General features: G+C 72.5%; 19 protein-coding genes. 8 read left to right on the plus strand and 11 right to left on the minus strand.

All coding sequences use genetic code 11. The annotated features are described in order from the left end of the window. Positions 1 to 168: 168 nt before the first annotated feature. From ABS735_RS05955 to ABS735_RS05965, 3 genes are all read right to left on the minus strand, one after another. A complete protein-coding gene (locus ABS735_RS05955; RefSeq protein ID WP_373901781.1) occupies positions 169 to 630 on the minus strand; it encodes a DoxX family protein in 462 nt (153 codons plus the stop codon). Positions 631 to 1,064: 434 nt separating this feature from the next. Further along, positions 1,065 to 2,753 (minus strand): alkaline phosphatase D family protein, encoded by a 1,689-nt coding sequence (locus ABS735_RS05960; RefSeq protein ID WP_373901782.1) that lies wholly within the window; start codon positions 2,751 to 2,753, stop codon positions 1,065 to 1,067. Positions 2,754 to 2,841: 88 nt separating this feature from the next. Further along, on the minus strand, positions 2,842 to 3,486 hold the full coding sequence (locus ABS735_RS05965) for an HNH endonuclease family protein (protein WP_373901783.1): 645 nt from the start codon (positions 3,484 to 3,486) through the stop codon (positions 2,842 to 2,844). Positions 3,487 to 4,075: 589 nt separating this feature from the next. Here ABS735_RS05965 and ABS735_RS05970 point away from each other — a divergent pair. Beyond that, positions 4,076 to 4,657, plus strand: coding sequence for a TMEM165/GDT1 family protein (locus ABS735_RS05970; protein WP_373901784.1), 582 nt, complete (start codon positions 4,076 to 4,078; stop codon positions 4,655 to 4,657). Positions 4,658 to 4,826: 169 nt separating this feature from the next. Further along, the gene (locus tag ABS735_RS05975; RefSeq protein WP_373901785.1) at positions 4,827 to 5,492 is read left to right on the plus strand and encodes an HAD-IA family hydrolase; all 666 of its coding nucleotides are present in this window, start codon (positions 4,827 to 4,829) and stop codon (positions 5,490 to 5,492) included. A gap of 181 nt (positions 5,493 to 5,673) precedes the next feature. Here the strand turns inward: ABS735_RS05975 and ABS735_RS05980 are convergent, their stop codons facing one another. Then, positions 5,674 to 6,867, minus strand: coding sequence for a peptidoglycan-binding domain-containing protein (locus tag ABS735_RS05980; protein WP_373901786.1), 1,194 nt, complete (start codon positions 6,865 to 6,867; stop codon positions 5,674 to 5,676). Between the two features lie 191 nt (positions 6,868 to 7,058). On the opposite strand from ABS735_RS05980, the gene ABS735_RS05985 reads away from it, so the two are divergent. Then, positions 7,059 to 9,197: an MDR family MFS transporter gene (locus ABS735_RS05985; RefSeq protein WP_373901787.1), complete on the plus strand. Its 2,139-nt coding sequence runs from the start codon at positions 7,059 to 7,061 to the stop codon at positions 9,195 to 9,197. Positions 9,198 to 9,224: 27 nt separating this feature from the next. Here ABS735_RS05985 and ABS735_RS05990 read toward each other — a convergent pair whose 3' ends face one another. Continuing rightward, positions 9,225 to 9,725: a GNAT family N-acetyltransferase gene (locus tag ABS735_RS05990; RefSeq protein WP_373901788.1), complete on the minus strand. Its 501-nt coding sequence runs from the start codon at positions 9,723 to 9,725 to the stop codon at positions 9,225 to 9,227. Positions 9,726 to 9,889: 164 nt separating this feature from the next. On the opposite strand from ABS735_RS05990, the gene ABS735_RS05995 reads away from it, so the two are divergent. Together ABS735_RS05995 and ABS735_RS06000 are read left to right on the plus strand one after the other, a co-directional pair. Further along, complete coding sequence (locus ABS735_RS05995) at positions 9,890 to 10,561, plus strand: hypothetical protein (RefSeq protein ID WP_373901789.1); 672 nt, start codon at positions 9,890 to 9,892, stop codon at positions 10,559 to 10,561. Positions 10,562 to 10,565: 4 nt separating this feature from the next. Continuing rightward, complete coding sequence (locus ABS735_RS06000) at positions 10,566 to 11,168, plus strand: hypothetical protein (RefSeq protein ID WP_373901790.1); 603 nt, start codon at positions 10,566 to 10,568, stop codon at positions 11,166 to 11,168. A gap of 10 nt (positions 11,169 to 11,178) precedes the next feature. Here ABS735_RS06000 and ABS735_RS06005 read toward each other — a convergent pair whose 3' ends face one another. Then, positions 11,179 to 11,586, minus strand: a complete 408-nt coding sequence (locus ABS735_RS06005; RefSeq protein WP_189750062.1) for a DnaJ family domain-containing protein — start codon at positions 11,584 to 11,586, stop codon at positions 11,179 to 11,181. A gap of 117 nt (positions 11,587 to 11,703) precedes the next feature. Here ABS735_RS06005 and ABS735_RS06010 point away from each other — a divergent pair, with 117 nt between their 5' ends. Then, entirely contained in the window at positions 11,704 to 12,096 is a 393-nt protein-coding gene (locus tag ABS735_RS06010; protein WP_373901791.1) for an FHA domain-containing protein, read from the plus strand. Between the two features lie 58 nt (positions 12,097 to 12,154). Here ABS735_RS06010 and ABS735_RS06015 read toward each other — a convergent pair whose 3' ends face one another. Beyond that, positions 12,155 to 12,826 (minus strand): O-methyltransferase, encoded by a 672-nt coding sequence (locus ABS735_RS06015; RefSeq protein ID WP_373901792.1) that lies wholly within the window; start codon positions 12,824 to 12,826, stop codon positions 12,155 to 12,157. A gap of 98 nt (positions 12,827 to 12,924) precedes the next feature. Continuing rightward, positions 12,925 to 14,328, minus strand: coding sequence for a glycine betaine/L-proline transporter ProP (proP, locus tag ABS735_RS06020; protein WP_373901793.1), 1,404 nt, complete (start codon positions 14,326 to 14,328; stop codon positions 12,925 to 12,927). 421 nt (positions 14,329 to 14,749) lie between these two features. Here proP and ABS735_RS06025 point away from each other — a divergent pair, with 421 nt between their 5' ends. After that, positions 14,750 to 16,840 (plus strand): bifunctional glycosyltransferase 87/phosphatase PAP2 family protein, encoded by a 2,091-nt coding sequence (locus tag ABS735_RS06025; protein ID WP_373901794.1) that lies wholly within the window; start codon positions 14,750 to 14,752, stop codon positions 16,838 to 16,840. Here ABS735_RS06025 and ABS735_RS06030 read toward each other — a convergent pair. Next, complete coding sequence (locus ABS735_RS06030) at positions 16,794 to 18,455, minus strand: hypothetical protein (RefSeq protein WP_373901795.1); 1,662 nt, start codon at positions 18,453 to 18,455, stop codon at positions 16,794 to 16,796. The two genes, ABS735_RS06025 and ABS735_RS06030, sit on opposite strands and share 47 nt — an antisense overlap. A 95-nt stretch (positions 18,456 to 18,550) precedes the next feature. Next, positions 18,551 to 19,141 (minus strand): cysteine hydrolase family protein, encoded by a 591-nt coding sequence (locus ABS735_RS06035; protein ID WP_373901796.1) that lies wholly within the window; start codon positions 19,139 to 19,141, stop codon positions 18,551 to 18,553. A 134-nt stretch (positions 19,142 to 19,275) separates the two neighbouring features. Here ABS735_RS06035 and ABS735_RS06040 point away from each other — a divergent pair, with 134 nt between their 5' ends. Continuing rightward, a complete protein-coding gene (locus ABS735_RS06040) occupies positions 19,276 to 20,277 on the plus strand; it encodes a GlxA family transcriptional regulator (protein ID WP_373901797.1) in 1,002 nt (333 codons plus the stop codon). Here ABS735_RS06040 and ABS735_RS06045 read toward each other — a convergent pair. Then, the gene (locus ABS735_RS06045) at positions 20,195 to 21,493 is read right to left on the minus strand and encodes an MFS transporter (RefSeq protein WP_373901798.1); all 1,299 of its coding nucleotides are present in this window, start codon (positions 21,491 to 21,493) and stop codon (positions 20,195 to 20,197) included. The genes ABS735_RS06040 and ABS735_RS06045 overlap by 83 nt on opposite strands. Position 21,494: the final 1 nt, after the last annotated feature.

The following is a 21,494-nucleotide window of genomic DNA, read 5'->3' on the forward strand; positions in this document are numbered from 1 at the left end:
GCAGAGGGTTCACAGGGGGCTTGTGTGTTCGCCGCCGGACGTTCACACCGACGTTGCCGGCGCCGTCCCCCTCCGCACACGACAGCGGTGCCTCCACGTGCGGGAGGCACCGCGGTTCCGGGAGGGCTCCGCCGGCGTGCGTGCCGGGGAGGGGGCGTGGCGGTCCGGTCAGGCCGCGACCGGCGTCTGCCGCTCCGGGGCGGACTGCTCCCGCTCGGACGTGCGCCGGGCGAGGAGGCGGTCCAGGCCGAAGGCACCGGAACCGGTGAAGGCGAGCAGCAGGAAGGCCCAGCAGAACATGGCGGGGGCCTCGCCGCCGTTCTCCAACGGCCACAGGGCGCCCGGCTGGTGCACCTTGAAGTACGCGTAGGCCATGGAGCCGGAGCAGATGACCGCTGCCGGGCGGGTGCCGAGGCCCAGCAGGACGAGGCCGCCGCCGACCAGCTGGATCACGGCCGCGTACCAGCCCGGCCAGGTGCCCGCGTCGATCGTGCCGCCCGATCCCGCGGCGCCGCCGAGGAAGCCGAAGAGGGAGGCGGCGCCGTGGCAGGCGAAGAGCAGGCTGACGACTATGCGGAACAGGCCGAGTACGTACGGCTGGGCGCTGACGCTGTTGAGGCGTCCGGGCATGAGGGGTCGCTCCTTCGGTCGGCCGGCCGGGGAGGGGCCGGTGGGGGACGGAACCGAGTGGGCTGCCCACGTTAGGTGTGCCTAACGAGTACTTGCAAGTTCAACATTTCGCCATAGCCTGACGTGCGGTCACCTGCGCGCCTTTGTCGCCGGGGCAGGTGGGAGCGCTCCCACGCGCGCGCCACGGCCCGCCGACGTGTCTCAATCCATACCCCGCGCCGCCCGGCGCACGCCCGTACCGCCCGGCGCAGGCCCCGCCGCCGACACACGCCCGCGCGGTCCGTGGCACGCCCGCGCAGCCCACGTCGGCCGCGCCGAGTCCCGGTCCGTTCGTGTCGGCTCCCGGTCCGTTCGTGCCGGCTCGCGATCCGTCTGTGCCGACTGCCGGTCCGTCTGTGCCGGCTGCCGGTCCGTCTGTGCCGGCTCCGGTCCGGCTACGCCAGTTCCCGGTCCGTGATCGTCCGGAGTGCGTTCGTACCGTCGCGATTCGCCCGGGCCTGTTCCAGGCGCAGCCGCGCCGACCGCCCCCGCAGGGTCAGCGTCATGATCTGGTTGCCGAACCAGGGGCCGCCGGTCCTCCGCCAGCTCACCGCCGGCGGAGCGCAGCGTCCGTGCCGGGCGATGCGCCGCCCGAGGGCACGCGCCGGAGCGCTCCAGCCGAAGCGGAAGCCGAGGCGGATCGAGAGCGGCACGGAGTTGTGGACGGGGGAGCAGGTCAGCTGTGCCACCCGCGCGTCGGGCGCACGCCCCGGCCACGAAGGCTCGGCCACGTAGGCGTGGTGGACGTCACCCGACAGCACGCTCACCGTCGCGGGCGCCCCCGGCCCCGTACCGGCCTCGGCGATCAGGTCGCCGAGGGCGTCGAAGGACGACGGGAACGCGGACCAGTGCTCCAGGTCGGCCCCGCGCCGTATCCGCTCCCCGCGCCGCGCCCAGCGCTCGCCGCGCTCTCCGCCGCACATCGCCGCGTTCCATGCCTCCACGTCGTGCACCAGGTGGGGCAGCAGCCAGGGCAGGGAGGTGCCGATCAGCAGGTGGTCGTATGCACCGCGGCCCGCCTCCGCACCCTTCCCCCCGCCCTCGTCCCCGGAGCCGCCCTCGTCCCGCCCTTCCATGATCTGCTCGCGCAGCCAGGCGGCCTCGCCCGGGTCGAGCATCGTGCGGCGGTCCTCCTCCAGGACGCGGGCCGCGCGGGAGTCCACCATCAGCAGCCGTGTGCGGCCGAAGTCGCGCCGGTAGCTCCAGCGGACGGAGGCCGGATCGGCGTCGGCCCGCGCCGCGAAGGCCCGCAGGGCGTCGGTGCCGTCGGGGGTCTCGCGGACGGCCGCGTACAGCGGGTCGGCGGTCAGCTCGTCCGGGGAGAGGTTGCCCAGCTGCTGGTACACCCAGTACGACATCAGCCCGCTCAGCAGCCGCTCCTGCCACCAGTCGGTGGTCCGCATGTCGGCGAGCCAGGCGGCGGAGGTGTTCCAGTCGTCGATGACGTCGTGGTCGTCGAAGATCATGCAGCTGGGCACGGTGGACAGCAGCCAGCGCACCTCGGGGTCGAGCCAGGATTCGTAGTAGAGGCGGGTGTACTCCTCGTAGTCGGCGACCTGGTCGCCGGGAGGCCGGTCCAGGTCACGGCGGTCGGCGATCCAGCGGCGGGTGGCGTCGGAGATCTCGTCGGCGTACACCTGGTCACCGAGCAGCAGCAGTACGTCGGGGCGGACGCCCTCGGGGTCGGCCGCGACACGGGCGGAGAGGGTGTCCAGCGCGTCCGGGCCCACCGGGTCCTTCCCGCCGGCCGGTGGCGCGGCCCAGCGGCAGGAGCAGAAGGCGACGCGCAGACCGTCGTCGTCCGTCGGCGTGGCGATCACCGAGGGCGGGAAGCGGGAGTCCGGCGGCGGCCACACGCTCGCGCCGTCGAGGAGCACCTCGTACTCCGTCGCCGTGCCGGGGGTCAGGCCGCCGACCGGGACCAGGGCGTAGTGGTGGCCCGCGATCCGGAAGGTGCGGGCCGTGCCCCGGGCGCCGTCGGCGCAGCGCACCTCGGCGGTGCAGGGGCCGCTCGTCTCGACCCAGACGGTCGCGCAGGAACCGTCGGTGTACCTCAGCAGTGGGCCCAGGCGCAGTTCCGCCATAATGATCATCTCCTCCGTCGCCCCGTACGGTACGGAACGACGGAGGCCGGCGGGGAGGTTCCGTACCGAACGGATCGCGGGCGGGGCGTCAGCAGTTCGCGAGGTACCCCTGCAGGGCGGACTTCTCCGCCGAGTCGACCGAGAGGTCGTAGTAGTACTTCACCTGCACCCAGGCCCGCACGTACGTGCAGCGGTAGGCGCTGCGGGAGGGCATCCAGGTGGCCGGGTCCTGGTCGCCCTTGGACTGGTTGACGTTGTCGGTGACCGCGAGGAGCTGGGGGCGGGTCAGGTCGTTGGCGAAGGACTGGCGCCGCGAGGTGGTCCAGGAGCCGGCGCCGGAGTCCCAGGCCTCGGCGAGCGGTACGAGGTGGTCGATGTCGACGTCGGAGGAGGCGGACCAGGTGGCGCCGTCGTAGGGGGAGTACCAGCTGCCGCTGGTGGCGGCGCACGAGGAGTCGGTGACGACGCCCGAGCCGTCGCGCTTGAGGACGGTCTCGCGGGTGTTGCAGGTGCCGGACTGGGTGATCCAGTGCGGGAAGAGGTCGCGGTCGTAGCCGGTGCGGCTCTCGGTCTTCACGGTGAGGGAGGCGAGGTAGGTGCGGGCGGTGGCGGCGCTGACCGGGGTGGGGAGGGCGGCGGAGGCGGCCGGGCCGTTGAGGAGCCCGGCGGAGGCTATGAGTCCGGTGAACGCGGCGAGGAAACCGAGGCGTCGACGCGCGTAGAACTTCGGCATGCGAACTCCCTTTGAGTGTGGGGGTGTTGGGACGCGGGCAGGGGAATGCTCGCGACGCCGCATGGCGCACAGGTGTGCGGTCGGTAAGAAGTTAGTGACGTGTGCATGGCACGTCTAGGAGTGCGACGAGACTCGTGACGGAATCCGTGACGGATGTCGTGACGGGCGTCGTGACGGAATCCGTGCCGGAATCCGTGCCGGAAGTCGTGCCGGAAGTCGTTACGGAAGTCGTTACGGAAGTCGTGCCGGAAGTCGTTACGGAACCCGTGACGGAATGCGCGGCCGGTTGCCCGGCGGGACTTTCGGCCCTCGGCCCCGTCCGGAAGGCTCGCGTACTATGGACGGCACAGAAGGGGAGTAGCTCTTCGCCGGACCGTCGACATACTGCTCAGCCCGCCTGAGCCGGCGCCCGGAGGCAGGCCTCGCACGCGAGGCAGGCCAGCGAGACCTTCGGCAAGCAGCGCACTCCCGTGCCGTACGGCACGGGTGGATCCGTGTGCTGCCGTGCCGAGGTGTCTTGCGTCGCGGAGGTCGTGAAGTCCGCGAAACCAGCACTCTCGGTGGGGCGGCCCCGACCGATTGAGGAACCTTGATCAGCCTGACCGTGACGGCGCTCGTCTTCGGTGTCGTCTTCCTCGCCGAACTGCCGGACAAGACCGCGCTCGCCGGCCTCGTCCTCGGCACCCGCTATCGCGCCTCGTACGTCTTCGCGGGCGTGGCCGCCGCCTTCCTGCTGCACGTCGTGCTGGCGGTCGCGGCCGGCAGCGTGCTGACCCTGCTGCCCCAGCAGATCGTGCACGCGGTGACCGGGGTGCTGTTCCTGGGCGGCGCCGCCGTATTGCTGATGAAGAAGGACGACGAGGACGAGGAGATCCGCAAGCCGGAGGACCAGTCCTTCTGGAAGGTCGCCGGGGCGGGATTCATGCTCATCCTGGTCGCCGAGTTCGGCGACCTGACGCAGATCATGACGGCCAACCTCGCCGCCCGCTACGACGATCCGCTCTCCGTCGGCCTCGGTGCGGTGCTCGCGCTGTGGGCGGTGGCCGGGCTCGGCATCATCGGTGGGAAGGCCCTCATGAAGCGGGTGCCGCTGGGGCTGATCACGAAGATCGCGGCGGTGCTCATGCTGGGCCTGGGCGTGTGGAGCCTGTGGGAGGCGATCGCCGGCTGAGCGCCGGCCGGCGGGGCCCGGTGAGGCTCCGGCGCGTTCCGGTGACGTGGCCCGCTGGCGCGATCCCCGGTCTGTTTTGTACCGTGGATGAACAAAGTGGCTCCCGCCCGTTCTCCCTGACCGGCGGGCGGGGCCGCCTTGTTTCCTCCCCGCGCCTTGGAGTCTGCCGATGACGGCCACCGCCACCACCGTTCTGTCCGCCCGTGCCCTGCTGCTCGACATGGACGGCACCCTCGTCAACTCGGACGCCGCCGTCGAGCGCGTCTGGCGGCGCTGGGCCGACCGGCACGGGCTGGACGGCGACGAGGTCATGAAGGTCGTCCACGGACGGCAGGGCTACGCCTCGATGGCGCTGCTGCTGCCGGACCGGCCCATGGAGCAGAACCACGCCGACAACGCGCGCATGCTCGCCGAGGAGACCGCCGACACCGAGGGCGTCGTCGCGATCCCCGGGGCGCCGGAGTTCCTCGCCTCGCTGCGTGGCCTGCCGCACGCCCTGGTGACCTCGGCCGACGTGGCCCTGTCCACCGCGCGGATGGCCGCCGCCGGGCTCGTTCAGCCGGACGTCCGGGTCACCGCCGAGTCGGTCGGCGCCAGCAAGCCCGACCCGGAGGGCTTCCTCAAGGGCGCCGCCGAACTGGGCATCGCCCCCGCCGACTGCATCGTCTTCGAGGACTCCGGCGCCGGCATCGCGGCCGGGCGTGCCGCCGGGATGCGGGTCGTCGGGGTCGGACCGCGCGCCGGGCTCCACGGGCCGGACGTGGTCGTGGAGGACCTGACGCGGGTGCGCGTCGAGGCCGACGCGGACGGCACGCTGCGCCTGCACATCGGCTGACGTCCGCTCCGGACCCGTCCCCACGGCTGGCCTCTCCACGGCTGCCGCTTCCACGGCTGCGGCCTGTACCGGCTGCGGCTTGTACCGGCTGTGGGCTGTACGGCTGTGGCCTGTGTGCGGCTGTACGGCTGTGGCCTGTGCGGCTACTGCTGTACGGCTGCGGCGGCACGGCTCCCGCGGCCTACGGCTCTCGCGTCTCCGACTCCAGCCTGCGGCGGGTGTCCGGGCCGTAGACGCCGACCCCGTCGGTGTAGATGCCGCGGTACCACTGGTATTGGCGGACCGCGTCCTCGACCTGGCGGTTGTAGTTGCCGTTGAGGTCGCCCCAGTACATCTTCTTCTCGGCCAGGCGCTGCTGGAGTTCCACGACCTCCGGGCCCCGGTCGCCGCGCTGCAGTACGGGGCCGGGGGCGAGGGCGTCGTCCTCGGACTCCTGCGAGGCGTCGTCGGCCGGCGCGGTCGTGCTCTGCGTCGGCTCGGCCGACCGGGACGGTGCGGACGAGGCGCTCGACGGCGACGGGGACGGCGAGGCCGAGGCGCTCGCACTGGTCGACGGGGAGGGGGACGCGGAGGAGGAAGGGGACGCGGAGGCGGACGGAGGGGCTGAGGGCGCGCTCGGTTCGGTGCTCGGCGACGCCCCCTCGCTGGTCGACGGGTCCGGCACGCTCGCCCGGACCTCGTCCGGCAGCGCCCCGTCCCGCGACGGGGTGTCGTACGAGAACAGTCCGCTCGCGAATCCCGCCGCGCCGACCACGACCACGACCGCTCCGGCGGCGCTCAGCAGTACGCCCCTGCGCCGCCTCCGCGGCTGCCGTCCGCCATCGCCCGCGCCCTCAGCCGCCGGGTCCGACTGCGGGACCCGGGGGAGGGGTGCGGTGGCGGAAGTCTCGAACAGGCGCAGGTCGTGCGCGCTGGGCGAGCCGGCCGAGGGGGCGAGGGGCGTCGGCAGTGCGGGGGCCGCTTTCGTGTCCCCGTCGGGCGAATGGGCACCATCGGCATCAGTAGCGGCACCGGCACCGGCATTGGCACCGGCACCGGCATTGGCACCGGCACCGGCACCGGCACCGGCATTGACCGCGCGCAGCGTCATGGTGGCGTCCGGGTCGGACGTGGGCGCGGCGGGGCGCTCGCCGGACGCGTCGGGCGTACCGGACGGCTGCTCCGCGGCCCCGTCCAGCTCGACGTACGGCCGTATGCGCAGCGGGTCGAAGTCCTCCGCCGCTGCCGCCTGGGCCGTGCGTGCGTCGCGCAGGGCGTCGGACGCCCTCGTCCCGCAGGCGCAGGACGGCGTGTTGTCCGCCGCTCTGGGCGCGCCGCACTCCGGGCACGAGCCCCTCGCAGGCTGCTCCTGCGACGGCTCCTTCTGCTGCTCCACGCGTTCGTCCCTCCCCTCGCGACTCCCCTCGCGAACTTCAGAGATTATGCAGATCTTCTCCACACTTCCGCGCACACGCCCCCGGAATGGCGGCTTCCCGGAGGACTGAAACGGCCATAACTGGTCACACCGACCGGGATGGGCAGTGCGCGTCGACACCCGTGAGAGTCATGACATCCGTGGAGGTCCACATGGCCGGAGATGTGCGCGAGGCGGCGGAGGCGGACCCGGGGCGGCGGCCCGGGGCGCCGGGGGAGCGGGAGCAGGTCTCCAGCGGCGTGCTCGTCTCCATCGGAGCCCTGCTGCTCGGCATGCTGCTCGCCGCGCTCGACCAGACCATCGTCTCGACGGCGCTGCCGACCATCGTCAGCGATCTGGGCGGCCTCGAGCACCTGTCCTGGGTGGTCACCGCCTATCTGCTGGCGGCGACCGCCGCGACCCCGCTGTGGGGCAAGCTCGGCGACCAGTACGGGCGCAAGAGGCTGTTCCAGCTGGCGATCGGGATCTTCCTGGTCGGTTCCGCGCTGTGCGGCATCGCGCAGGGCATGTCCGAGCTGATCGCCTTCCGCGCCCTGCAGGGCCTGGGCGGCGGCGGGCTGATGGTGCTGTCGATGGCGATCGTCGGCGACCTGGTCCCGCCCCGCGAACGCGGCCGCTACCAGGGGCTGTTCGGCGCGGTCTTCGGCGCGACCAGCGTGCTCGGGCCGCTGCTCGGCGGGGTCTTCACCGAGCACCTCAGCTGGCGCTGGGTCTTCTACATCAACCTGCCCGTCGGCATCGTCGCGCTCGCCGTGATCGCGGCGGTCCTGCACATCCCGCGCCGCACCACCCGGCACGTCATCGACTACCTCGGCACCCTCCTCATCGCCTCCGTCGCCACCTGCCTGGTCCTCGTGGCCTCGCTCGGCGGCACCACCTGGGCCTGGAGCTCCCCGCAGATCATCGGGCTCGCGGTGCTCGCGGTCGTCCTGGCCGTCCTCTTCGTGGCCGTGGAGCGCAGGGCGGCCGAGCCGGTCCTGCCCCTCAAGCTCTTCCGCGTCCGCACCTTCACGCTCTCCGCGATCATCAGTTTCGTCATCGGCTTCGCGATGTTCGGCGCGATGACGTACCTGCCGACGTTCCTCCAGGTCGTGCGGGGCGTCACGCCAACCATGTCCGGGGTGCACATGCTGCCGATGGTGTTCGGGCTGCTGCTGTCGTCGACCGTCTCCGGGCAGATCGTCAGCCGTACCGGCCGCTGGAAGGTGTTCCCCGTCGCGGGCACCGCCGTCACCACCCTCGGGCTGCTCCTGCTGCACCAGCTCGACGAGAACAGCGCCACCGCCGAGATGAGCGCCTACTTCTTCGTCTTCGGCCTGGGCCTCGGCCTGGTGATGCAGGTCCTCGTCCTCATCGTGCAGAACGCCGTCGCCTACGAGGACCTGGGCGTCGCCACCTCCGGCGCGACCTTCTTCCGGTCCATCGGCGCGTCGTTCGGCGTGGCCATCTTCGGCACGATCTTCGCGAGCTGCCTCGGCGACCAGCTCACCGACGCCTTCCGGGGCGCCGCCCTGCCGCCCGGCCTCTCCGTGGACACCCTCAAGGCCGACCCGCGCGGCATCGGCGCCCTGCCGCCCGCGCTGCGCCCCGAGGCGATCCACGCCTACGCCTCCTCCATCACCGACGTCTTCCTGTTCGCCGCCCCCGTCGCCCTCCTCGCCTTCCTCCTGGCCTGGTTCCTCAAGGAGGACCGGCTGCGCGGCTCGGTCACGGCACCGGACGCCACCCAGACCCTCGCCAGCAACCCGGTGGAACGGTCCTCGCACGACGAGGTGTGCCGCGCCCTGTCGGTGCTCGGCACCCGGGAGGGCCGCCGGGAGATCTACCGCCGGATCACCGAACGGGCGGGGTACGACCTGCTGCCCGCGTCGAGCTGGATGCTGCTGCGGGTCAGGAGGTACGGCCGGGTCGAGCCGGCCCAGCTCGCGGAGCGCAGCCCCGTCCCGCTGGCCGCCGTGATGGCGGCCGCCCGCCAGGTGGAGGAACGGCACCTGGCCGTCCGTGAGGGCCCCGACCTGGTCCTCACCGGCCGGGGCCGCGAGGTCGCCGAACGGCTGGCGCTGGCCCGCGAGGGCTCCCTCGCCGAACTGCTCGGCGACTGGTGGGGCCCGGACCGCCCGACCGACCTGGTGCAGCTCGTGCGGGAGCTGACCGGTGAGCTGTGCGGCTCGGAGCGGGAGCGCCCGCACGACAGGTACACGGGGCGCGATGGGCAGGAGAGGCGCAAGGGACATGAGGGGCACGAAGGACACGAGGGGCGCGGGGGGCGCAGGCCCGCACGGACCGGCTGAGCGCTGCCAGGAGTCGAGGCGGCGCCGTCAGGAGTCGATGCGCAGCTGCTTGGCGAACCAGTGCTCGGCGTACGGACTCTCGTTGTACGCCTCGGTCTCGGTGTAGCCGAGGCGTGCGTACAGGGCACGGGCCTCGACGAGGTCGCCGCGCGTGTCGAGGACCATCCGCTCGGCCCCGAGCGCCCGTGCCACGTCCTCGGCGGCCCGCACGAGCAGCGCGGCGCCGCCCCGGCCACGCATCCCGGCGCACAGGAACACCCGGGTCAGCTCGGCGGTGGTGTCGTCCAGCAGCCGTACGCCCGAGGTGCCGGCCGGTTCACCGCCGTAGCGCGCGACCAGCAGCCCTCCCCGGGGCGGTACGAGGTCGGCGCCGGAGTACGCGGCGATCTCCCGCTCCAGCTCGTCGGGGTCGGTGGGGTGCCCCTCGTGCAGCCGGTACCAGCGGTCGCTCACCTCCGTGTAGTACGCGCGCCAGAGGGCGGCGGCCACGGGGGAGTCGTACGGTTCCGGGTCGATGGTCCAGGTCATGGCCGGCATTGTCGGCGGGGGACCGGCGCACAGCGCAAGCGTATTTTCCCACCTGTGCGCCGTCGGCGCACGCCGTGCGCCGTTTGAGCGCGGACTCCGGGGCAACCCGAACCGCGAACCGGCCCGCTCGGAGAGCCGGCAGGCCGAAAACCCGGAAGGCACTCATGTCCACAGGCGTGATCATCGCTTTGATCGTGGTCGTGGCGGTCGTGCTCGTCGTCGCGGCCTTCCTTGCCCTGCGCGCACGGGGCCCCCAGCACGGCGGAAGCCTGAAGCGGCGCTTCGGGCCCGAGTACGACCTGGCCGTGGCCCGGCACGACGGCGACACCAAGGCCGCCGAACGCGAACTGACCGAACGGGTGCGGCGGCACGGGTCGTTGCGCACGCGGCCCCTGGAGTCCGCCGAGCGCGAGCGCTTCGAGGCGCGCTGGACCGCGGCCCAGGAGCGCTTCGTCGACTCCCCGCGCGAGGCGGTCGGCGAGGCGGACCGGCTGCTCGCCGAACTCGCCGCCGCCCGGGGCTTCCCGGACGGCGGGCAGTACGAGGAGCAGCTCACGGCGCTGTCCGTGCACCACGCCCACCACGTCGAGGGCTACCGCCGCGTGCACCGCGTGACGCACGCGCGCGTGGACGACGCGCGGGACGGCGGTACGGCCACGGAGGAGATGCGCGAGGCCATGGTCGAGGCCCGCGCGCTGTTCGAGGCCCTGATGCGCCCGGCCCGCCACGACGGCGGCGACGGGCGGCGGACCCGTACGGAAGCCGGCGAACCGGCACCCGCGGCCCGTGAGACCCACGCGTGGTCGTTCGGCAAGCGCCGGCCGAAGGAGAGCTGAGGCAATGACCGACCTGACAGGCAAACCCGGCACCGCCGCCGATCGTGACACCGCCGCCGGTCCCGGCGCCCCTGCCGAACCCGGCGTCCCCGCCGAACCCGGCACCAGCGCCGATCGCGGCACCAGCGCCGATCGCGGCACCAGCGCCGATCGCGGCACCAGCATCGCCCCTGGCACCAACCCCACCTCCACGCCGGCCCCCGGCGCCGGTCCCGGCACCGCAGCCGAGGCCGACACCGCCGCCGCATCCCGTACCACCGCCGAGACCGCCCCGGCGCCCGCTCCGCCGACGACAGCCCCGGCGAACACTCCCGCGTCGGCCCGGTCGCTGCTCCCGCCCGGCGCATCCGACCGGCTCGGTCAGCGGCTGCACCACGCGGTGGCCGGGTTCGTCGACGCGCCGCGCGCCTCCGTCGAGGAGGCCGACCGTGTCCTGGAGGAGATCACCGCCGCTTTCACGGACGCGGTGACGCACCGCCGTCGAACCCTGCGCACCTCCTGGCAGGAGGCCGGGGAGGACGGTGGCGCGCCCAGTACGGACACCGAGCAACTCCGCCTGGCCCTGCGGGACTACCGCGAACTGGCGGACCGCCTGATGCGTCTGTGAACGACAGGCGTCACCGCTCCGCCCGGCCCTCCCGCCACTGCCGTACGACCTCTTCGACGTCGTAGGGCTTCAGACCCAGCGGGGGGCCGGGCGGCGGCTTGAACATGACGTCGCGGATCTTGACGTTGATCTCCTCGACGATGCGGCGGACCACCCGCTCCGACGGGGCCTTCGCCGCCGCCTCCAGGGCGTCCTCCGCCTCCTTGCGCAGGGCCAGCGTGGGCGGCAGCACGGAGAAGCCCTCGCGGGCCATCTTCCGCTTGACCCACCACAGTTCGTCGTAGGTGCTGTCCATCTCGCCGGGCAGCGGCTTGCCCGCGCCGGGCAGCTCGGCGAACTCACCGCGTGCGTCCGCGTCTCGAATCTGTTTGTCGACCCAGGACTCGAAGTCGACGCCGGGTGGCTTTCGCTCGGTCATGACCCCATTGTGCCGGACACCACACCACCGGTCGATCTATCATGCGGCGGCGACAAGCCAACGACGGACAAGGCGACAGGCCGACGACGGACGTCTCGGGGACTCGAAGGAGCGCACGTGCTCGAACTCACCATGGCCGCCGTCACTGCGGCGGACGCGGGTGCCACGGCCGGTATGCAGATGGCCGACGCGCCCAGCGAGCCGGACGCGGTGCTGCGGGTGGGCAGGGACAGGTCCGTGTGCCGGCTGGCGACGCCTGACGACTGGCTGTTCGTCTCCCGGGTCCACCTGGAGTTCCGCTGCGGAGCCGACGGCACATGGCGGCTGAGCTGGCTGCGCGGCTCACAGCCGGACCCCTCCAGCGAGGTCCGGCTGACCATCGGCGAACACCTGCAGTCCCTGCCGTACGGCGGCACCGTGCCGCTGCCCAGGGGCGGCAGCGGCGAGGTCGTGATCCAGGACCGCGCGGAGCCGCGCAGCGTCAACGTGGGCTTCTACCACGAGGTGTAGCCCCACACCACGCCACGTCGCTCGCCCCGCCCGCTCGCCCCGGCCGTCGGGCCGGCGGTCAGGCCAGCACGCGCGCCAGCGCGAACCCGTCGTACCCCTTGGCCCCGACCGTCTGCACCGCGGTGCCGCTGAGCCGCGGATGGCTGCCGATCAGCTCGATGGCGGCGCGGGTGCCGCGCACGTCGTCGGCGGTCTCACCGGCGTCGGCCACGCGGCCGCCGCGGACCACGTTGTCGATGACGATCAGGCTGCCGGTGCTGGTGAGTTTCAGCGCCCACTCGAGGTAGCCCGGGTTGTTGCCCTTGTCCGCGTCGATGAAGACCAGGTCGAAGGGCGGCGGGTTCTCGTCGGCGAGCTTCGGCAGGGACTCCAGGGCGGGGCCCACGCGCACGTCGACGAGGCCGTCCAGGCCGGCGCGGGTGATGTTGCGGACGGCGACCTCCGCGTGCCGGGCGCTGTACTCCAGGGTGACCAGGCGGCCGTCGGCGGGCAGGGCGCGGGCCAGCCAGATGGTGCTGTAGCCGCCGAGGGTGCCGATCTCCAGCACGGTGCGGGCGCCCTGGATCTGGGCGAGCAGCTGGAGGAGTTTGCCCTGGTTGGCGGCGACGTTCACCGGGGGCAGCCCGGCGGCGTCACTCTCCCTGCGGGCGGACGCCAGGGCGTCGTCGTCCTGTGCGAGGTGGGTGATGAAGTAGGTGTCGACGTCGTCCCAGAGCTGCGACTCGCTCATGCCGTGTGCACCCCGTGTCTCCCGTTGATTCTACTTAGCTGTTCTAAGTAGTTGCGCTAACGAATATTAGACGCGGGGTGCGGGCGCCGCAGGGTTTTTCACCGGTGTGTTCCGGGGGCGGATGCCTCCACCGCGGGCGCCGAGCCCGGCAGCGGCCGGCCGGCCGACTCCGTCATGAACCACACCGCCACGCCGCCGACCACGGCCGCGGCCATCATGTAGTACGCGGGCATCATCATGTTGCCCGTCGCTCCGATCAGCGCCGTCACCACCAGCGGCGTCGTCCCGCCGAACAGGGACACCGAGACGTTGAAGCCGATCGACAGCGAGCCGTAGCGCACCCGCGTCGGGAACAGCGCCGGCAGCGCGGACGGCATCGACGCCGTGAAGCAGACCAGCAGCAGACCCAGCGCGCCCATGCCCAGGGCCACCGCGAGCAGGCTGCCCTCGCGGATCAGCAGCAGCGCCGGGACGGACAGCAGCAGGAAGCCCGCGCAGCCCGCGGCGATCACCGGCCGCCGCCCGACCCGGTCGGTCAGCGCGCCCGCGAACGGCTGGACGACCATCATCAGCGCCATCACGCCCAGCACGACGAGCAGCCCGTGCGTCTCGTCGTACTTCAGCTCGCTGGTCAGATAGCTCGGCATGTACGACAGCAGCATGTAGTCGGTGACGTTGAAGACCAGCACCAGGCCGACGCAGAGCAGCAGCGCCCGCCACTGACCGGTGACCATCTCCCGCAGCGGCACCTTCCGCCGCGTCGCCTCGGCCTTCTCGACCTCGGCCGCGAACGCCGGCGTCTCCTCGAGACGCATCCGCAGGTACAGGCCGACGATGCCCATCGGGCCCGCGATCAGGAACGGGATGCGCCAGCCCCAGGACGTCAGGTCGCCGTCCGACAGCAGTGCCGTCATCAGCGTGACCAGGCCCGCGCCGCCGATGTACCCGGCGAGCGTGCCGAACTCCAGCCAGCTGCCGAGGAAACCCCTCCGCTTGTCCGGCGCGTACTCGGCGATGAAGGTGGACGCGCCCGCGTACTCGCCGCCGGTCGAGAACCCCTGCACCAGCCGCGCGGCCAGCAGCAGCACCGGCGCCCAGACGCCGATCGTCGCGTACGACGGGATCAGCCCGATGGCGAACGTGCCCGCCGCCATCATGATCATCGTCACGGCGAGCACCTTCTGGCGCCCGACCCGGTCCCCGAGCGGCCCGAAGACCATGCCGCCCAGCGGCCGCACCAGGAACGCCGCCGCGAAGGCGCCGAACGTGGAGAGCAGCTGCGCGGTCGGGTTGCCCGACGGGAAGAAGACCTTGCCCAGCGTCACGGCGATGTAGCTGTAGACGCCGAAGTCGAACCACTCCATCGCGTTGCCCAGCGCCGCCGCCTTGACGGCACGCCGGACGAGCGCGGGATCGGTGGCGGTGGGCGCGCCGGCGGCACGCGGGACGGATGGTGCGGGGGTCGTACGGGACGAGAGAGCGACAACGGGGGCGGCCGACAAAACTACGCTCGCCTGCTTTCGACGGGGACAGGAACGGAGGCGGGGGACGCCACGACCCGCACGGCGGCGCTGTCGCCGGGCCGGAAAGAGCCCGCGGCGCTCGGCCACGGGCAGAAAAGCGACCATAGGCGCTGATGCGCCGCTTACGCCCGGTATGCTTTTCGTTGCACTGTGCACCAAAATGGCGTACACGCAGGGGACATGCGCGCGCCGCGTGCCGTTCCCTCACCCGCGGGCTGTGATCCTTCTCGCTCCCCGAATCGAAAAGCGGGCGGCTGTCAGGTTGAGTGGGGGCCGCCCGCGTCTTCCTCCGGGGGTGGTGCGAGCCTCATAGGGTTCGCAGGGACGACACACCGCGTACACGAACGCGGTACGTACGGTACGTACGGACGGTACGAACGGGGCGGGAGGCCGACGAGGCGTGGCGAATGCGGAGCACAGTGGGCGACCGGCGGAGTCCTTCGGAGCCCCGGCCGCCGGCGCGACCAGAGCACGGCTGCGCGTCGCACGCCTCGGCCTGTGGCTGATCACCGCCGTCCTGGCCGTACGACAGGTGGCCGCGGTCCTCGGCACACCGCGCGGAGAACGCCTCACGGACCTGGAGACCTGGGTCGGCGAGCACGGCGTCCTGCACGTGGAGGGGTCCCTCTACGACTCCACGCAGTTCACCGGCACCCCGTTCGTCGGCCTCGTCCTCAAACCCTTCACCCGCGCCGCCGAACAGGCCCTCGGCTGGGGCTGGACCTTCGGCTCGCTGCTGCTGGTCGTGGCCCTCGGCCTGGTCGCCGCCCGCGCCCTGCCCCAGCCCGTCGGACGCCGTACGGCGCTGCTGGCGGCGCCGGTCGCCATCAGCCTGCTGATGCTGTCGCTCCCGGTGCGCAACGCGTTCTGGCTCGGCCAGACCAGCATCATCCCGGTCCTCCTGGTCCTGCTGGGCTGCTTCGCCGTACGCGGAGTGCGGGGCGACCGGGTGGGCGGCGTGCTGATCGGCGTCGCCGCCGCCTTCCAGCCGACCGTCCTCCTCTTCGTCCCGCTGCTGTGGTTCACCGACCGCAGACGCGCCGCCGCGTCGACCGGCATCACCTTCGTCGTCTGCACCGCCGTCGCCTGGGCGGCCATGGCACAGGACTCGTACACGTACTGGGTGCACCACATGGCCGGCGTCGGCCTGGGCGGCGAGGCCGACGACCTCGCCAACCAGTCGCTGCACGGCGTCCTGCTCCGCCTCGGCCTGAACGGTCCCCTGGAGATCGCCCTCTTCCTCCTGCTCGGCGCCGCCGTCGCCGTCCTCGCCCTGCGCCGCGCCGTTCGCTACGCGCGCGACGGCCAGCTGCTGCTCGCGGTCGCCGTCACCGGCTGCGCGGCCGTCGTCGTGTCCCCGGCCACCTGGCAGCACCAGCTGCTGTGGGTGCTGCCCGCGGTCGTCGGCCGGGTCGGCAGGCGGGCCTCGGACCGGTACGTGTGGCCGGTCGCCGTCGTCCTGGTGATGACGCTGCCCGCGAAGATGATGCTGCCGGACATGTCGGCGCTGTACCCGCTGCGGGACAACGTCGTCCTGCTCGCCGCGCTGGCCGCCGCCGTCGCCGTCCCCTTCCTGGCGCGGACGTCGCCGTACTTCGAGACCCCGGTGCCGACGGCCTACGCGCCGCCGGTCCCGACCCGCTTCAAGCACGTCCCGCTGCTGCCGTTCCTGCGCCGGGTCCTCACCCGCCCCAACCTCCTCCTGGAACTGCTCCTCATCCGGGTCACCTACGCCGCCTACTCCCAGGTCCGTCTCGCGGCGACCGGCGGCAGCAACTCGGCGGGCCGGGCGCGTGCCGAGGAGCACGGCACGCAGATCCTCGACCTCGAGCGCTTCCTGCACCTGGACATCGAGCACGCGATCAACCACGCGGTGGTCGGGGTCGGTTGGCTGCGGGACTTCTTCGACTTCTACTACACCTCGTTCCACTTCGTCGTCCCGCTGGCCGTCCTCGGCGTCCTGTACTGGCGCCGCCCGGTCGACTACCGCTGGGCCCGCGCCTCCCTGGGCTTCGCCACGCTGCTGGCCCTGGTCGGCTTCTGGCTCTACCCGCTGGCCCCGCCGCGGCTGATGCCGGGCCTCGGGATCATCGACACCGTGCACGGCGTGCAGGACTTCACGAAGCCGGACTACGGCACGCTGACGCACCTCACCAACCAGTACGCGGCGATGCCGTCGCTGCACTTCGGCTGGTCGCTGTGGTGCGGGGTGGCGATCGCGATCATCGCGCCGAGGATGTGGATGAAGGCCCTGGGCCTGCTCCACCCGCTGTTCACCGTCTCGGCGATCGTGGCGACCGGCAACCACTGGGTGCTGGACGCGGTGGGCGGCGCGGCGGTGGTGGCGGCGGGCTTCGGGCTGACGTACTGGTTCCAGGGCCCGCGGGCCGGGACCGTGACGGCGATGGCGGCGGCGAAGGAGGCCGAGGAGCCCGCGCCGGACGTCAGCAGCGGCCCCCCGTCCCCGGCGAAGGACCGTACCGCGAGCTGATCCGGTACTCGCCCGGCGCCTCGACGGTCAGCCGGGCGAACTCGCCGTCCCGCGTCAGGCACCCGCCGTCGCTGCGCAGCCACGGCGACCAGGCGACCCGCACGGTCACCGCGCCGGGCCGGTCCACGCGCAGCACCAGGTCGGCACCGGTGCCGGACACGACGGTGCCGGGCGCGGAGACGAGCGGTACGGCGTCCCGCACCCGGTAGATCTGCCAGTGCGCGTCCCGCCAGACGGGCTCCAGCCACTCGGGCCGCAGCTCCGGGTCCCGCACGAGCGCCGCCTCGGCCTCGGCGGGACCGTCCGGCCTGCCGAGCGGGAGGACGACGAAGCCCACCGCCCAGCGGTCCAGCCACTCGCGGTAGGCGGCCGCGGAGAAGGTGCCGTCGTAGAAGAGGCGTCCGCGTTCCACGTCGAGCTGCCGGTTCCAGCCGCGGGCCATGTGGACGTGCGGGGCGAGCAGGGTGGCCTCGCGGTGATTGCGGGCGGGGACCACCTCTACCCGCCCGCGATCGGCGCCGAGCCCTTCCAGCGCGGCCACGACACCGTCCGTCTCGGCGGCCCAGGCCGGCACGACGGTGGACACCTTCAGATCGTCGACGGTCTTCTTCCCCACCCACCCGGTCGAGTAGACGACCGCGACGGCCAGCAGGGCCGACACCAGCCGCCGCGACCGGGCCGCGGTGAGCACGGGAGGCGCGGAGAGCAGGGCGGCCAGCAGCACGGCGGGCGCGAACAGCTCCGCGAACCGCTCGACGTTCGTGCCGACCGGCGAGGCGATCAGATACGTCAGCACGGTCCCGAGCGCGTAAACGGCCCCGCTCCACCGGGCCACCCGCCAGGTACGCGGGGCCAGCACGGTGACGGCAAGGGCGAGCACGACCGGCGGCCATATGCGGCCGGCCGGCATCGGCTGCTCCCCGGTGAAGGGGAAGAACAGCGTCGTCAGCCCGACCACGGCCGCCGGGGGTATGAGCAGCACGAGGGCGCGCCCCCAGTCCCGTACGAGCAGGAACGCGGCCCCCACGACGGCCAGGAACAGCCCGGCCACCGGCGACGCCATCGTCGCCAGCGCCGCGTACCCGGCGGCGAGGTACAGCCGCCGCTCCCGCTCCCGCACCAGCGGCACGCAGGCCGCCAGCGCGAGGGCGAGGCCGAGGGCGAAGGTGGTCCGGCCCGAGGCGACGTCGCACCACAGCGCGAGGGAGGCGAGCAGCGCGGGCCACACCGGCCGGCGCACCCCGCACCGCACGATCAGCACGGCCGCGAGCCAGGAGGCGGCGAGACCGGATACGACCGTCACGGCGCGCACGCCGACCAGCGCCATCAAGTACGGCGAGATGACGCTGTAGTTGGCCGTGTGCATCCCGCCGTACCAGAACAGCCCGTACGCCGAACCCCCGTGCCGCGAAGCGAAGTCCGCCCACGCCTCCTGCGCGGCGAGGTCACCGCCGCCCGTGGCGAGAAACGCCCACCACACCGCGTACAGCGGCAGGGTGGGCAACGTGGCGAGCAGCGGCACGCGGTGCCGGCGCCCGAAGGCGCGCAGGGCGTCGCCCGTACGTCTGTCCTGACGCGGTTCGGGCCGGGGGACGGTGAGTTCGGCAGGGACCACGGTCGGGATTTCCGTTCGGCGTCATCGGGAGTGCCCGGCGTGGACACATGTGCGAAGACGGTAAATCGAACGGAAACGTTCACCCGGACCGGGCCTCAGGACAGGGACTCCTGCGACGGGACCACGACGCCGTACATGTCGGCGATGGTGGCGAGGGCGCCGTAGTGCACCTGGTGGGCGTCGAGTTCGGTGTCCGCGACCGGGAGGGCGCGGGTGGCGCAGGCGTCGGCGACGACCGTGGGACGGTTGCCGCGCAGGAAGGCGCCCTGGGCGGTGAAGGCCACGCACATGTGCGTCATGAAGCCGACGACGACGAGGTCGCCGTTGCCGGCCGCGTCGACGTGCTTGCCCAGGTCGGTGCCGAAGAAGGAGTCCGGCGCCTTCTTGGTGACGACGGGTTCGCCGTCGGCCGGCGCGACGCTCGGGTGGATCTGCCCGATCTCGGCCCGGATGTCGTACGGGGTGCCCTCGCCGCCGTCGTGGACGACATGGATGACCTCGGCGCCTTCCCGGCGGGCGCGGGCCAGAAGCCGGGCGCCCGCGTCGAGCGCTGCCTGCCAGCCGTCGAGTTCCATCACGCCGGTCGTGTAGGTGTTCTGGTAGTCGACGAGGACGAGGGTGGAGTCGGCGAGCTTGGCGGGGGTGTCGTCGAGTCCGCTGAGGCGGCGCAGTGTGGTTCTGGGCATGGGGAACTCGCTCCAATGCGGGGGCGGGGGACGGTCGTTGGCCTTGCTTCTACGACGCTAGGGGTGCCCGTCGATGTCGGCAATGTCGTCTAACCTGCAGTTACCGACATGGCCGCGTGACCGTGGGAGGCACCGTGAACTCCGTCGGACGACTGATCGTCGTCGTGCTCTTCGACGGCGTCGACCTGCTCGACGTCACCGGACCGCCGGAGGTGTTCTCCCTCGCGCGGCGCGAGACGGAGGACGCGGCGGGTTACGAGGTGGTCCTCGCCGCCGGGGCCATGGACCCGGTGACCACCGCCGCGGGTGTCCGTGTCCTCCCCGACGTCACCTTCGACGAACTGTCCGCGCGGCGCGTCGACACCCTGATCGTGCCCGGCGCGGTCGAGATCGACGGCCGGCGCCGGGTCCGGGCGCTCACCGACCCCGCCGTGGTCGAGTGGGTGGGGCGGCTCGCGGAACGGACCCGGCGGGTCACGTCCGTGTGCGTCGGCGCGCATGTGCTCGCCGCCGCCGGGCTGCTCGACGGCAAGCGCGCCACCACGCACTGGTCGACGGCGCGGCAGCTCGCCGACGAGCATCCGGAGGTCGAGGTCGACGCCGACCCGATCTTCATCCGTGAGGGCGATGTGTGGACCGGCGCCGGCATCAGCTCGTGTCTCGACCTCTCCCTGGCCCTCGTCGCCGACGACCTGGGGGAGGCGGTGGCACTGCGGGTGGCCCGGCAGCTCGTGATGTACCTGAAACGGCCGAGCGGGCAGAGCCAGTTCAGCGTTCCGCTGGAGCAGGTCTCCACGACCCGGCGCGTCGAGGACCTCCGCCACCACATCATGCGCAACATCGCCGCACCGCTCACCGTCGCCGACCTCGCGGCCCACGCCCACGTCAGTGACCGGCAGCTCACCCGCATCTTCAAGACCGAACTCGGCACGACCCCGTACGCGTACGTCGAGTCGGCGCGCGTGGAAGTGGCGCGCCACCAGCTCGAATCCACCGACGCGACCCTGGAACGGATCGCCTCCGCCTGCGGCTTCGGCACCGTCGACACCCTGGTCAGGGCCTTCCGCCGCAGACTCGACACCACGCCGACCGAGTACCGCCGCCGCTTCCGGACCGGCGCGAGCACCCGCAGCTAGACCGGCCGCGCCACCACAGGAAGGTGGGCAGGGCGCTCAACGTCATACCGGCCGCGCCGATCCACAGGGTCCCTGTCGCCCCGAAGGAGGAGCCGGAAGCTCCGCCAAGGAGCCCGCCGAGCGGAATGCCGCCCGAGGAGACGAACCGGGCCGTCGCGGCCACCCTGCCCAGGAGCCGGTCCGGTGTCAGCGTCTGCTGAAGGCTCGACTGGGCCACCACACGGACGACGCCGCCCATGGAGAGCGCGGCGAGCCCGAGGGCGCCCGCGTACAGCGTCCAGCCGGGGCGTGCCAACGGCATGAGTACGGCCGGCGGACAAGTGGCCAGCGTGGCGATCCAGATGACCGATCCCTGTCCGATCCACTTCGACAGCGTGGTGGCCGTCAACGCGCCCAGTAGGGCGCCACATCCCATGCCCGACAGGACGAGTCCGGTGCCGAAGGGCTGGAGGCCCGCCGTGCGCTCCAGGAAGACCAGCAGCATCGTTTGGTACACGACCAGGGAAAGGTTGAATATCGCCTCCGAGAACATGATCGCGCGCAGGGTGGGATGGTGGAGGACGAAGCGCAGGCCCTCCTTGATCTCTCTGCTCAGGCGGGGCCCGCGGCCCGGCTCCGGTTCCACTTCCCGCCCGCGGATCGTGGCCGCGAAGAGGCCCGACGCGGTCATTCCGGCCGAGCTCGCCAGGAGCGTGGCCGGAGCCCCCACCAGACCGACCAGAGGGCCCGCCACCGCCGGACCGCCGATGCTGGTCACTGAGCGGATCGCCGAGAGCTTCGCGTTCCCCTCCACGAGGTTGCCGCGTCCCACGAGATGCGGCAGGTAACTGACGTAGGCGACGTCGAAGAACACGGTCAGTACCCCGTGCAGCAGGGCGACGGCGTACAGCAGCCGGATGGTGAGCAGGTCGGCCCACGATGCGAGCGGGATCGTCAGGAGGGCCGACGCGCGGAGGAGGTCGGTGCCGATCATCACCGACCTCTTCCGCATCCGGTCGACCCAGGCGCCCGCGGGTAGCCCGACCAGGAGGGAACCGGCCGTGGTCGTCGCGGCCAGCAACCCGACCTGGAACTCATCGGCGTGCAGAGTCGCGATCGCCACCAGGGGCAACGTCAGGAAGATGATCCGGTCGCCCAGTTGACCGAGTGCGGTGGCGGCGAAGAGGCGCCCGAAGTCCCGGTCGTTCAGAAGCCCGAGCAGGGGACGCTTGGGCATC

This window comes from Streptomyces sp. MMCC 100, from assembly GCF_041538145.2.
Classification (GTDB): domain Bacteria; phylum Actinomycetota; class Actinomycetes; order Streptomycetales; family Streptomycetaceae; genus Streptomyces.